Annotated in this window: 18 protein-coding genes; 4 read left to right on the forward strand and 14 right to left on the reverse strand. The window is 38.0% G+C overall.

Annotated elements, in window-relative coordinates:
- Positions 1-106 precede the first annotated feature (106 nt).
- Entirely contained in the window at positions 107-658 is a 552-nt protein-coding gene (locus tag EW028_RS06740) for a GNAT family N-acetyltransferase (protein ID WP_131520327.1), read from the forward strand.
- Between the two features lie 53 nt (positions 659-711).
- Here the strand turns inward: EW028_RS06740 and EW028_RS06745 are convergent, their stop codons facing one another.
- Entirely contained in the window at positions 712-1,269 is a 558-nt protein-coding gene (locus EW028_RS06745; protein ID WP_131520328.1) for a histidine phosphatase family protein, read from the reverse strand.
- 87 nt (positions 1,270-1,356) lie between these two features.
- The gene (locus EW028_RS06750; protein WP_131520329.1) at positions 1,357-1,590 is read right to left on the reverse strand and encodes a hypothetical protein; all 234 of its coding nucleotides are present in this window, start codon (positions 1,588-1,590) and stop codon (positions 1,357-1,359) included.
- Positions 1,591-2,291: 701 nt separating this feature from the next.
- Here EW028_RS06750 and EW028_RS06755 point away from each other — a divergent pair.
- Together EW028_RS06755 and EW028_RS06760 are read left to right on the forward strand one after the other, a co-directional pair.
- Positions 2,292-2,462, forward strand: coding sequence for an aspartyl-phosphate phosphatase Spo0E family protein (locus EW028_RS06755; protein WP_004230265.1), 171 nt, complete (start codon positions 2,292-2,294; stop codon positions 2,460-2,462).
- Positions 2,463-2,634: 172 nt separating this feature from the next.
- Positions 2,635-3,105 (forward strand): hypothetical protein, encoded by a 471-nt coding sequence (locus EW028_RS06760; protein ID WP_131520330.1) that lies wholly within the window; start codon positions 2,635-2,637, stop codon positions 3,103-3,105.
- Positions 3,106-3,230: 125 nt separating this feature from the next.
- Here the strand turns inward: EW028_RS06760 and thrS are convergent, their stop codons facing one another.
- From thrS to EW028_RS06810, 10 genes are all read right to left on the reverse strand, one after another.
- Positions 3,231-5,147, reverse strand: coding sequence for a threonine--tRNA ligase (gene thrS / locus EW028_RS06765; RefSeq protein WP_131520331.1), 1,917 nt, complete (start codon positions 5,145-5,147; stop codon positions 3,231-3,233).
- A 378-nt stretch (positions 5,148-5,525) separates the two neighbouring features.
- A complete protein-coding gene (locus EW028_RS06770) occupies positions 5,526-5,756 on the reverse strand; it encodes a hypothetical protein (RefSeq protein WP_131520332.1) in 231 nt (76 codons plus the stop codon).
- A 14-nt stretch (positions 5,757-5,770) separates the two neighbouring features.
- Positions 5,771-6,127, reverse strand: a complete 357-nt coding sequence (locus EW028_RS06775; protein ID WP_131520333.1) for a membrane lipoprotein lipid attachment site-containing protein — start codon at positions 6,125-6,127, stop codon at positions 5,771-5,773.
- A gap of 11 nt (positions 6,128-6,138) precedes the next feature.
- The gene (locus tag EW028_RS06780; RefSeq protein ID WP_131520334.1) at positions 6,139-6,735 is read right to left on the reverse strand and encodes a hypothetical protein; all 597 of its coding nucleotides are present in this window, start codon (positions 6,733-6,735) and stop codon (positions 6,139-6,141) included.
- Positions 6,736-6,856: 121 nt separating this feature from the next.
- Positions 6,857-7,363 carry a hypothetical protein gene (locus EW028_RS06785; RefSeq protein WP_131520335.1) on the reverse strand — a complete coding sequence of 169 codons (507 nt, stop codon included), beginning with the start codon at positions 7,361-7,363 and terminating at the stop codon, positions 6,857-6,859.
- 123 nt (positions 7,364-7,486) lie between these two features.
- Positions 7,487-7,951, reverse strand: a complete 465-nt coding sequence (locus tag EW028_RS06790; RefSeq protein WP_131520336.1) for a hypothetical protein — start codon at positions 7,949-7,951, stop codon at positions 7,487-7,489.
- Between the two features lie 47 nt (positions 7,952-7,998).
- Complete coding sequence (locus EW028_RS06795) at positions 7,999-8,484, reverse strand: GNAT family N-acetyltransferase (protein ID WP_048394534.1); 486 nt, start codon at positions 8,482-8,484, stop codon at positions 7,999-8,001.
- 15 nt (positions 8,485-8,499) lie between these two features.
- Positions 8,500-8,847, reverse strand: a complete 348-nt coding sequence (locus EW028_RS06800) for a DUF3147 family protein (protein ID WP_016993931.1) — start codon at positions 8,845-8,847, stop codon at positions 8,500-8,502.
- On the reverse strand, positions 8,847-9,245 hold the full coding sequence (locus tag EW028_RS06805; protein WP_131520412.1) for a MarR family winged helix-turn-helix transcriptional regulator: 399 nt from the start codon (positions 9,243-9,245) through the stop codon (positions 8,847-8,849). Before EW028_RS06805 ends, EW028_RS06800 begins: the two co-directional genes overlap by 1 nt.
- 86 nt (positions 9,246-9,331) lie before the next feature.
- Complete coding sequence (locus EW028_RS06810; RefSeq protein ID WP_131520337.1) at positions 9,332-9,814, reverse strand: hypothetical protein; 483 nt, start codon at positions 9,812-9,814, stop codon at positions 9,332-9,334.
- 148 nt (positions 9,815-9,962) lie between these two features.
- Here EW028_RS06810 and EW028_RS06815 point away from each other — a divergent pair, with 148 nt between their 5' ends.
- A complete protein-coding gene (locus EW028_RS06815) occupies positions 9,963-10,316 on the forward strand; it encodes a hypothetical protein (RefSeq protein WP_227744884.1) in 354 nt (117 codons plus the stop codon).
- 18 nt (positions 10,317-10,334) lie between these two features.
- Here EW028_RS06815 and EW028_RS06820 read toward each other — a convergent pair whose 3' ends face one another.
- Both EW028_RS06820 and EW028_RS06825 read right to left on the reverse strand, forming a co-directional pair.
- Positions 10,335-11,309: an HD domain-containing protein gene (locus EW028_RS06820; protein WP_131520338.1), complete on the reverse strand. Its 975-nt coding sequence runs from the start codon at positions 11,307-11,309 to the stop codon at positions 10,335-10,337.
- Positions 11,299-11,946 (reverse strand): class I SAM-dependent methyltransferase, encoded by a 648-nt coding sequence (locus tag EW028_RS06825; RefSeq protein WP_131520339.1) that lies wholly within the window; start codon positions 11,944-11,946, stop codon positions 11,299-11,301. The genes EW028_RS06820 and EW028_RS06825 overlap by 11 nt, the downstream gene beginning before the upstream one ends.
- Between the last annotated feature and the right edge of the window lie 982 nt (positions 11,947-12,928).

Consider the following 12,928-nt stretch of genomic DNA (forward strand, 5'->3'; position numbering starts at 1 on the left):
AGGGGTGGGTTTATGAGTGTGAAAGATGCAGTAGACGTGAAAATATTACCAACAATCGTAGGGTTGTAACGCTACTTGCAGCCCTTGTACAAGGGAGAATAAAATAATGGAACACTATTTGACAACATTTTTAACAGGGCAATCGATCACTTTACAACAAATGACTACTGCTGACCTAGAGGCTTTTATAGCAATCGAAAGCGAGATTACCTCTTTGCTACTTGCTAATGACGAGATTCCTTTTCCACAAACTGTAGAGGATCATACCGCTTTCTTTAACAGTATCAGTGGGAAGAAGGAGGAATACTTTTTCGGTATCTATGAAAAAGCGTCACAACAGTTAATAGGCTCCTGTGGCGTTTATGCAGTGAATTGGCAAAATAGCACTTGCTCTGTCGGCATTTCAATTGGGAAAGAGTGGCACGGCAAGGGCTATGGCACGGATGCAATGAAAACGCTCATTGATTTTATCTTCCAATATATAGCTGTTCAGAAAATCAAGCTTCAGGTTTTTAGCTTTAACCCAGCAGCTATTCGCTCCTATGAGAAATGTGGCTTCACAAAAGAAGGCATTTTACGCCAAGAAATTTTCCGCTTTGGTACATTCCATGACGTAGTTTTATTTGGCCTCTTACGCTCCGAATGGGAGAGGAATTAACAGAATAGCACAAAAGAGATACTATGATTGCTGTAGTATCTCTTTTCTTTTGTTCAGTCCGCTTGCCACACACGTGTTACTTCCTGTAAGGATAGCCCTTGAAAGGATAATCGATAGATATCTGGCATACTTAGCGTTTGCCAAAATGCATAATCGTACTGGGCATCAAAATATTGCATCATCAATGCCATGATATTGCCATGTGTACCGATAACGACAGACTCCTCTGGATGAGTAAGAAGGATGCGCCGCAAACTTGGAATAGCACGAGCCATCGCCTGTTGATTGGACTCTCCACCTGCCCATGCAAAGCTTGGCTCATGCCACACCCGTTGAACTGCTGCATGAAAATCCTCCAGCTTCCCACTAGCAAGCTGCCGTTCTTTTAAAGCATCTATCGTTTGGACGGGTAAATGACGCGCCTGTGCAATCCCCTCCACTGTTTGAATGGCTCTACGATAGGGACTAGCATAAACTGCGTCAATTCGCTGATGCTTCAAAAGATTTGTGACACGCTCTGCATCCCTTTGTCCCTGAGCAGATAGTGAACGATGATATTCATCCTCTGAATAATGGGCATGTGCATGTCTAACAAAATAAATCTCAGTCATCTGTTTCTCCTCTTTAATCTTAATGAACATTTCAAATTGCAGGGTATATGTTTTGATGTAGCACTGACTCCCAACGGAAGTTTCCAGTTAAACGAACTGTGAATCAGGAGTATTCGATTCATGAATAGCTATTCGAGCATAAAATCTATAATGAAATACGTAAGTGAAACCGTACTGCTCAAACAATTCTTTTATGGGGAATGCAACATGGCTGTCAGTAATTGCATTTAATGCATCCATACGAAGTTCTTCCACTAAATCCAACATAATGAGCAGCATTTCCTCTGTTTGAAAAGGTTTGTAAAAGACGAATCTCTCCATCGTTTAAAAATGCTTGATAGGCCTCTCTATTTTCAAAAGATAAATCCGCTACATAGCTAAATTCAGTGGATGTCGAAGTCGTATCCATGTCATACACAATGGTCGGTTCCTGTAAGGGCTCTCCCTTTCACATGGCGTTAGTAAACTTAAAAAAGCAATGATTGAAACCAGTTTTTTCATCATGCGCTTCATCACCTCATCTACCATCCATTATTCCATTAATTTCAAAAATTCTCAACATTTCACCATAGACAATGAAATGTCCCCATTTCTAAACAACAAAAAAGGGAATTTGCTAAAATGTGACAAGATATGAATTCTACGCTTAATTATCGGAAAATTCAATCTCTAATCACAACTTTTTTCTTAGTATAAAAGACTCAATACTTCTCCATTTCCCCCTTAATATTTTCTAAAACAAAGAACGTGAATAACCCTATCCAGCACATGAATAGGGTTTTAAGTCATGTATTAAATTCTATAAAAAGGGAAATTCACAGCACTATTTATCTATAATACATAAAAATTTTCAATCGAGCTAAATAGGATGAAGTACCTTATCTATGACTAAATTACGAATTTAAGAAACGATACACAATGTGACATTTTTTTTAATATAAGTGATATACAATGAAAAAGTTGAATCGAGGTCATAAAAATTTATTTCAAGAATATGGATAAAAAATTAGGAGGAAAATATCTTGGTTAACTTATTACTTAAACAATTCTTGAAGGCGGAAATTGAGATCAAACGAAGAATTATGTATAAAAAAGCAAAGGATCTTGGTTTCACCCACCCTATTGTAGTAGATTACAGTCAAGAATTGGATGTCTTACTTAATAGATATTTAAAACAAGCACAAGCTTCCTAATCATAACGAGGCATATAATAGAAGAAAGAATAGATATGATAAAGCCAAGCCATGTTTTATTGGCTGGTTTTATCAGGAATGATACATGCATTCACCTAGCCATTTCTCATAATGTATAGAGAATGAAAAAGTAGGCGATGTTTTTGATAAGAAAACATTTGGAGGTTGAATGATGCACGTATTCATCTTAACTTTTATGGTTGTTTCCAAAATATTAATGCCACCTCAACATTCAGTAGACCATACAACACCCACACTTTGCACACCAACTGAAATAAATACACTATATCAATACCCAAACAACCAATTTCAATCGTTTCGTGATGAGGACACATTTTATCAGCAGCTTAATCGTGCGATTTATGAGGAATATACCAATGCTTCATTGAATATTCGTCAAAAGATGGCTTTTAAAGATGTAGCAAATGCGACAAAACGTTTTTATTTACAAACAGATGGTAAACAGGAAACAATAGACCTCTCTCAACATACTTTTATTCATCCCAATCGACAAGTTTATTTTTTAGCATCCTTTCAGCACAATACCGATGAATCCTATCGCAAATTTCTTGTCATCGACGCTGAAACACAAAAAGTAATACTGGGACATTCGCATTTTCAAGAAAGTTCCAAGCACCTTTAATTCATTGTATGCACACCATGTAGATTCTAGTAGTCATTTCAAAAAAAATAGAAGTAAAAATTTCTTAACAATTAAAAAGCTTGCGATGAATGACGAACATTCATCGCAAGCTTTCTTTACTTGAATTAAGCTAAACTTTTTTGTTGAATGGCTGCTGTGACTTCTTCTATTAATTGCTGTAGTGACTTATCAGCGGAATTTTGCTGACCATGTCTGCGAACAGCTACAGTTCGGTTGGCAACCTCACGATCACCGATTACCACAATATATGGTATTTTTTGCAATTGGGCTTCTCGTATCTTTTTGCCGAGCTTTTCTTGACGGTCGTCTAATTGCACACGGATTTCTGCTTGTTGTAAAGCTTCAACAACTTGCTTGGCATAGCCTTGATGTGCCTCTGCTACCCCAATCACTTGGACTTGCTGTGGTGCCAGCCAAGTTGGGAATGCTCCGCCAAAATGCTCGATTAAAATACCTAAGAAGCGATCAATTGAGCCAAACACTGCACGATGGATGACAACAGGTCTCACCCTTTCATTGTGCTCATTAATATACGTTAAATCAAATTTCTCTGGTAGCTGGAAATCAAGCTGAACTGTTGCGCATTGATGACTGCGCTGAATCGCATCTTTAATATGGATGTCAATTTTCGGTCCATAAAAAGCCCCGTCCCCTGCATTAATTGTATAGGCAATACCTAAATTGTTTAGGACATTTTCAAGTGCTGCTTCTGCTTGATCCCACAGTGCCAAATCACCCATATAATCATCTGGTCGTGTCGATAATTCAATCGTATACGCAAAGCCAAAGACGTTGTACACTTCATCTATAATCTTTAAGGCCAGTGCAATTTCATCCTCAATTTGCTGTGGTGTTGCAAAAATATGGGCATCATCCTGACAAAAAGTTCGTACACGTAACAAACCATTCAAGGCGCCACTAAATTCATGTCGGTGCACTTGCCCAAATTCTGCCATACGTATAGGTAAATCCCGATAGGAATGTAAGGCATTTTTGAAAATCAGCATATGCCCAGGACAGTTCATCGGCTTTAAGGCAAAGCTTTGGTCATCCACCTGTGTGAAATACATATTGTCCTTATAATGATCCCAGTGACCTGACTGCTCCCATAAGCGTTGGTTCATCATCAGTGGTGTTCGTACTTCCCTATAATCATATTTTGCTTGTAAATGTCGCAAATACGATTCCAGTTCATTGCGTAAAATTTGACCATTGGCTAAATAGAAGGGCATGCCAGGTGCTTCCTCTGAAAACATAAATAACGATAGCTCTTTACCTAGCTTGCGATGATTTCGCTTTTCTGCTTCCTCCAAGAAGATAAAATGATCGCGCAGTTCCTCTTTTGTAGCAAAGGCAACGCCATAAATACGCTGAAGCATTTGATTATTGCTATCGCCTCGCCAGTAAGCGCCTGACACATGCATTAATTTAAAATGCTGTAATTTGCCTGTAGACGGGACATGTGGACCACGACATAAATCATAAAAATCTCCCTGCTCATAAATCGTAACTAGCTCATCTACAGGAATTGCCTCCAACAGCTCTAGCTTTAACGCATCATGGACGAATAATTGCTTTGCTTCTTCACGTGAAACCTCGCGTCTATGAATCGGTATATTTTCCTGTACAATTTGTTTCATTTTCTTTTCAATTTGCTGTAAATCACTCGGTGTCAGTGTATTAGCAATGTCTATATCATAATAAAAGCCATTTTCAATGACTGGTCCTACTCCAAATTGTGCATGTGGATAAAGTCGTTTAATTGCCTGAGCTAATAAATGGGCCGTAGAATGGCGAATGACCTCGATCCCTTCCTTTGAGCTTGCATCGTACAATGTAATTTGTGCATCTTCCATAATCGGGTGCGTCAAATCAATGATGGTTCCGTTAACACTCCCTGCGACTGCCTTTTTACGAAGCTCTGGACGAATCGCTTGTGCAATATCGGTTAGTGTCACACCTTTAGTAAATGCTTGTTGTTGACCATCTGGAAATTGAATGTGAATACGTTGATTTGACATGTTTCTCTACTCCTTTTCGTAATAAAATCAATTACACCTTGGCATAATTGTGTAGATAAAAAAAACACATATCCGCCCCTAAGAAGGGACGAGTATGTGTTGATTACCCGTGGTTCCACCCAAATTCCCACTAGTTTATAAGCTAGTGGCTCATTGATTTTGCTGTAACGCTGCAAAAAACGGTGCAAGTTTCCAAGCACGGCTCCAAGGTAGTAAGATGGGAGTACGACATTAGGAAGCTTGCAGCCAAGGCCTCCCTCTCTATAAATGGTTAATCGCATCTCTTGTCCTTATCATTGCCCATTTCATTTTGTATGAAATTGTTAATTACTATAACGAATAGTGAATTCTTTGTCAAACACTAAAAAAGAAAAAAATTTAGCGACGGACTTGCAATGGGCGTTCTGGACGTTGAACACAATAGTGACAATGCGGGTCATCACATGCCTCCTCTTGCCACTCATTACACATCGCACAAAAATAACTATCAAACGTGTCATCATAGATGATGGAATTTTGACAACTCGGGCATTGTTGATTTTTTTGAATCGTACCGCTGATTTCTAGCCCATCAAAAATCACTATATCTTCGCGCTGTTCAATTCGCATTTTATTATTATCTCCTAATGATTTTTCACTTCTAAGGTCTCATCTTCAGATTGCCATTCTACATGGATCATTGGCTTTGTTTCTCGTTTAAAGATTTTCTCACTTTCTTTTTTTGTGAAGGAATAATAGCCATCTTTATTTAACTGAACATCACTTAAATTTTGGGATTCTTTTGTCCCCTCAATTGTAATTTCTAAAGGCCCCAAATCATCATCATCTCCCAGATAAAATAAGCGTAAGCCCACCTCACCATTACTATGATAGATGGCTTTCCAATGTTCACTTTTGGCGATATAATGTATCTCCTGCTTGGGGCTTTGACAAGCTGTCAATAGGATGATGAGGGCAAGTGGAAAGATCGATTTTTTCATTAAATATCCCCCTAACCTTGTATGGTGATAGCCCACCCTGTCGGCTTTTCTTCAAAGGCATCCTCGTATTCTGTAAAAACAAAATGAAGTCCCCTTAAATCATCTGGCAAGGGTGGTGTCACCACATACGTACTGCTTTCATGTCCATTTGAGCCACCTGTACCTTTACTTCGGCATTCATAGGACACATCAATGTATAGACCAAAATGTTTTCGTTCTAATTTTTGCTGAATCGTTAGCTGAGGTTCTTGCTGCTCATCCCAATCGATTAATAATTGCACCACACTTGCATTGTCATATTGACGAACATAAGAAACCGTATACAAACGCTCCCCCTTTGCTACCGTTTTCAATACAGGGATATAGTGACGGAAGCCTGAAGGTTCTACCTTTGAAGTATAGTATTTTTCTGATTTAATCAACTGGAAAAACAACGCTAAAAAAGTATCATCGAAACCATATTGCTGTGCCCATTTCGAAATGGTATCATCCGAAGGCAAGCCTGGAGTAAGAGCAGCTTGCTCTTTTCGTTGCTGCAAAAGTGCACATATTTGCTCATCTATTGTGACAAGCCTTGAATCATTGTATTTGCTATGTTGTTCGGACATCTATATCCTCCTTCCTCCTGCAAGTCCTTCTTCTTTCTATACGTTATTTTCCGCAATTGGTTCCATAAACAGCCTATTTTTACTTGTAAATACCAAAAAAGCTATCCAATACATTGGATAGCTAGTTCGCTAGCATATCATTGGGCCAGCTAGTCGAGTCTGATAATTGATATGTAACCATATTGGCTGTCACAGCGAGAATAACACCCGCTCGGGACATATGAGAGGTATTTGGCTTTTCTAATACAAGGACCACGTAGCCCTCTCCACGTCCTTGCTCATCAAGCGCATTCGTCGCATTGATTTCAAAGGTGGAATACGTTTGCTCATTCGTTGCATACAAAAGTCGTTCTTCATCATACACGCCATGTTCTTTTAAATTATAGCTGACAGGCATCCACCCTTCAGACCATTCAATACTGCCTATCATTTCTCGTTTCCTTCTGGCAAGACGTCCAATGGAATACCTAAAATATATCTTCATAATCGCTTGATTGTATTCATTTTTTCCTTCACAAGTGGCTGTCACTTCAAGCATAATATCATTTTTTAAAAGCTTTTTCATAAACACTAAAGCCACAGTGACAACACAGATAAATAGTACTATACCCAAGATGATAAATGCCATTAGGTCCCTCCTAGTATTACAATTGCTGTTAATACAATATTACCATGTTCTAGGAGGGATAGGAGCTTTTCACCAAACAATCTTAGAAATTGACACAGGCATAAAGGATAAGACAAAAAGTGATTATTTGTTGGCTTGAAGCTCAACTGTAAGCGTAAAAGGTATTTTTAAGTATTCATAGTGTATTGTTACTTTCTGGTTGTTAGATGCTAGAACTTGTACTGCATAATGCTGTGGCTGCTCGCCAATAGCTTGTTGATTTATGTATCTTTGAGGTACGATCGTTCGCTGTGCTAATTTATGAAAAGATAGTTGATCATTTCCCTCTAGCTTTGTTTCCGCCTCAAAAGGTTCTGACTTACTTATTACAAGCTTCGCGTTATCAGGACGCTGATCATTCACCAGTATTTGCTTTAGCTTAATTTCACGCAGCCCTGTATTTTCAAGTGCGATGATTTTGATTGCTTCATTGCCTTGTTTGCTGCTATAGCTTTGAATAACAAGTGGTGGATTGCTCTTGAGATAAATCATAAAGATTGCCCCGACCACAAGCACACTCAGTACTAAAATAAATAGTATTTTTTTCATACTTTCCCTCTCTTTCCTCCCAACTAGTATAACAAAAACAACCTGACTTATTGACAGTCAAGTTGTTTTTGTAAACGTATTTCATCTCGTATTGGAATACCATCATTACCAATGAGTGGGATAGAAGGCTTATAGGCTCTTGCTTTTTCCACTGCATTACGCAGTATTTCTATTAAACAATAGCCTCGTTTTTGATAGAATTTCAATGCATGTAAATTATCGTTTGTTGTAATAAGTGATATGCTTGTACAGCCCTGCTCCATTGCTGCTTGTTCTACCGCTTTCACAAGAGCAGAACCAATACCTTTCCCCTCAACCGTACTATCTAACGAAATGATTTCACAGTCCTCTTCTCGCATGATATAGGTGATTAAACCGATCATCATTTGTTGCTCATTCATAAAAGCAAAGCCCGCTAATTCACTACAATCATAAATGCCACTGGAAATGACCATCTCTGTCGTACCCCAATGTTCCTGAAAAAATTCGCTTACAGTTTGTTTTGGTAGTTGATGTATGGCAATAATCGTCATGTTATAAACCCCTTCTTAAATGGAAATATGAAAAACCCCTGCAATCGCTTTTTGTATGCCTAAAAATACAGCCCAGGATAGTACACCAAGTCCAATAGCTAGTACAATATGTACAGAGGATTTCATCGCCATGTAAATCACAAATAGCATGCACATCGTTGCGGGCAAGCCAACGATAACGCCTACTGTAAAGCGTTGAATATGCTCACTCGACTCACTTTGCACGGTCAGCCAAATAATGCTTAAAATACTCACCAATGGCAACGCAGCAATAATGCCTCCATAGGTAGGGAATCGACGTGCAACCTCCGTCACAACGCCAATGATGGCTGCTGAACTCAAAATTTTAAAGAATGTATACATTATTTTGCCACCTCACTTAGACGTCGAAACGCCTGTAGAATGGCTTGTTGCTCCTGCTCAGTTAGCTGATTAAGGGCTTGCTGTAGCTTATCATCATCTAGCTCCGAGTTTTTCTTCAACACTTGTAGCCCTTCTGCTGTCAAATGTAGCATGACCTTACGCTGGTCGTCACTTGCACGCTCCTTCATCACCCAGCCATGACGCTCTAGCTTTTTCACATGCTCTGATGCCGTATTAGGAGAAATATTTAGTAACCCTGCAATATCACGCACCGTCACTTCCGCTTCCTTTTGAATCATTTGCAAAATACGCACACTTTGATGGGAAATAACATCTTCATGGGTTGTATGTAGATGATAGAATATCGTTGTAAAATAATCATTTATATCTTTAATCATTGTAATAGCTCCTTTAATATATCGTTCCACACGATTATATCGTATAATACGATACATTAAAAGCTACCTCGTTAAAGTTTATATTTTCAGATATTTTTCTTCAGTAAGCTTAGCATTTGATAGCCATCTGAGGGTAATCCTGCATAGGGCTTATACCAGTTTGGATAAATTAGCGGGAATGCTGTTGCAAGAAATTGAAAAGTATTCCAATAAAAAAGGCCATTAAAAAAATAGTGTATCCCTGCATAATCAGTAAAATAACGGGCTAGATAGCTGGCACAAAGTAATACTGCTAAAGACATGATAGGACCACCCGCTATAAATCCAAGCGACTGCTTGCGCGTTAAATTACCCCCTTTTTGCGGGGTACAGAAGCCAAAAAATCCCCAACGAATATGGAAATGTATACGACCTATACGCAAGGTTTCAGGAGAATTTTTTGCCCCCAAATAAACATGGGCTCGTTCCTTTGAACATACTATAACACCCAATGCATGCCCAATTTCATGCAACAGTGTGGAGATTGGTATGCCTATTACATATAAAAGCATAAAGGATAGAATGGACATCACAACTCACCCCCTCCCAAATATTCTATCTATTTTTCATAAACATCTATCTTTCTGCGTTTCTTGCTAAATAGTATCAATGAGTACTTGTGAACACTCTCCTTCCACAGTATTATTACTCTATTCTGAATTTAATTGAGGGCACCCCATGTTATACTTTCTCTATTTAGTAGGTGGCACAATCATGGTGCTAGCGCTACTACTTAGCCAATCTAAGTATTTATTTTTATCAGGTATTATTACGGCCTTACCGATATTGACGCTCATTAATATGGGCATGCAAATGAAAAATATGAAAGAAGATACCTTTCATGCTGTTCTTCAAAACACGGTATTTGGAGCGGTCGGCATGCTATTATTTACTGTGCTCACGTTTCTCCTAACAAGCTGGTTTAAACCAGGCATCTCTGTTATGAGCGCGCTCGCTGTCTATGCCCTATTTATGCTTTCTGGCAAATATATTTTATCCATGTTGGCCTATAGAAAAGGAGCTGCCTTTTGACAGCTCCTCAATGATTGCCTACCCTTTGATTATTTTCACATAAACACCCTGCTCAAACCTTTCCAAAGCACAGACATTCATTGCTTTGACATGATTAGATACCTCGCTCGCCTTCCATAGTTGCTGTTGATGATAGATAGCTGGATCGATGAGTCGCACTTTATTGCGAAAATGAATGTCATAATTCTCTTGTTCTTCTCTTACCTCTACATTTTCATGTAATTGTTGTAAAAGAGCTTGAACGTCTCGATCATGTGAAGCCTTCATCTGCTGCAATACCTCATGATCAGTCTTTAGGAAATCTTGAAGCGTTAGAATTTGTTTTGCTAGCGACAGTTTTAATACATGCGCTAACGAACTAGTTGCATAGATATTTAAAGGGTGCAAGAAAAAATCTAACACTTCCTGATAATAAATTTTTACAAACCATTCTGCACGTTCAATCGTTTTAACACACAATTTCCCCTGAAAAACGAATAAGTCCTGTAAAAATTTTTGGATATCTTCCAAGGCTAAATTTCCATAAAAATACATATCTCTTAATGTATAATCTATACGATCCGCACACAATGCTGGAGCAGGTTGTTCAAGTAACGACCATCTGGATGTATCTAGTATGTTCTCTACCTCGTAGCCATATTTTTCAAGAATCGCAGGTATCGAAGACTGTTTGATAACATCCATGAATATTGCTTCATGATAATCTTCCGCCTCATTTTCAAGGACAACATCCACCACATGGGAAAAAGCGGTATGGGACACATCATGTAATAAGCCTGCCACCTGCTCCTGCAATGAACCGCCAAACTGTCTAATAAGCAGCATGACACCTACAGAATGCTCAAATCTTGAAATAGTCCACCTGCTATTTACTAGAAAGCCTGCCCCAGCCTGATGAATACCCTTTAAGCGTTGAACTGGCTTACTTACAATCAATTCCTCTAACAAACCATCGATTTCGAACTCCCCATATAAGGGGTCACTAATCAGCATTTATATTCTTCCGACTAATCACAAAGACTCCACCACAATGTGATAGTGGGTAAAAGGTTAACTCACAAATTTCCTGTAAGGCGACCTTTAGTTCCTCATGGACAAAGTAAAATTCATCCTCATCCCAGTATCCCTTGCTATCTTGACGACATTGCTCCAGCTGCTCTCTTGTCTGGAAAGCTACATCGCCAATTAAAATTTTCCCTGTTGGTGATAGGTGCTGTAATAATTGTGTGATATACACAGCCTTTAGCTCATCTGTAAAATGATGGAGCGCATACGTACTAATAATCGCATCGTAGGGCTGCTGTAATAGCTCCTGTGGCAAGCCATTAATTAAATCCCACTCCATTAAGTGAGCCTCTGGCATTTTTTCCTTGGCAATGGCAATCATGTTCGCAGAAAAATCAAAGCCATAAATCGAATGCCCCTGTTCATAAAGCTTCGCCGTTAATACCCCTGTTCCAAAGCCAATATCTAAAACTGTGGAAGCGGGAACAGCCATCACTTCATTGAAAATTTTATTTAAAATCGCTTTATAGCCTGCAAATGGGTATTGATACTTTTCCTCACTGTGTTGTACCGTTTGGTCGTATCCATCGGCCCATAAATCAAAACCTTCTTTATTTAATAGCATAGTGCCTCCTACAATGTATAAATTCTCCAAGCATTCATTAATATACGTTCAGCCATCTGTTTCATCATAAATCCCCCTTCATTAACCAATTCAGTCCATTATACCAATTTATTACCTTTCCAACAATTCAGAAAATAAACAGTGCATTATCAATTTTCAAATTTTCATAAGCTGTTATAATCAATATGTATAAAAATTACAATAAACATTCTGGATAATATTTTATTATAAATTCCCAAAATATTACCATATTCAACATTTTACGATATAATAATAATATTGGGTAGTTAAAATATAAAAGGAGATGACTTAATGCAAGGTACAAACAAAAAGGCGTTGTTATGGATTAGCATTCTAATGAGCTTAATGTCCATTTTCTTTGCATCTTTTGGTTCTAACAAATTTGGAGCCCCATTCCCCTTTATAAGTTACATCGGTGAGAATAAGTTATCATCCGCAATTGCTTTATTTACTATAAATGGCATTACTCAAATTCACTTTAATATACTTTATTTCTTTATAAATGTTACACTAATTTACTTTATTCTTTTTTGTGGTAGAAATATAATTAGTTCATTAAAATTACTTAAACAATCCTAATTCTTATACATCAAGATTACAAAAATTAGCCTAACAAAAGAAAAATAAATAGTGTCCTGCATATAATGAAGATGGAAATGTTGATTATAGACAAACAATTTCGTCTAATAAATTTGCATGAACCTTTGCATCTTATCCCATTGTAAAGGGAGTAAATTTCAAAACAATTCAAGAGCAATTAGGGCAATCACATGTTACTATATCTATAGACACTTATAATTTTTAACAAATTAATGTAAATTGGTCGCCTGTTTAATTCAACCTATTATAAAACCTTATGTAAAACCCATATAAATCAACGTTTCCTTTAAAGGAGGGATCTAAATGATCGCATTCACTTGTAATGCATGCTCTAGAACGACTTCTTTAGGTCAAAGAGGTC

It is taken from the genome of Lysinibacillus sp. OL1 (genome assembly GCF_004332175.1).
Taxonomy (GTDB): Bacteria; Bacillota; Bacilli; order Bacillales_A; family Planococcaceae; genus Lysinibacillus; species Lysinibacillus capsici.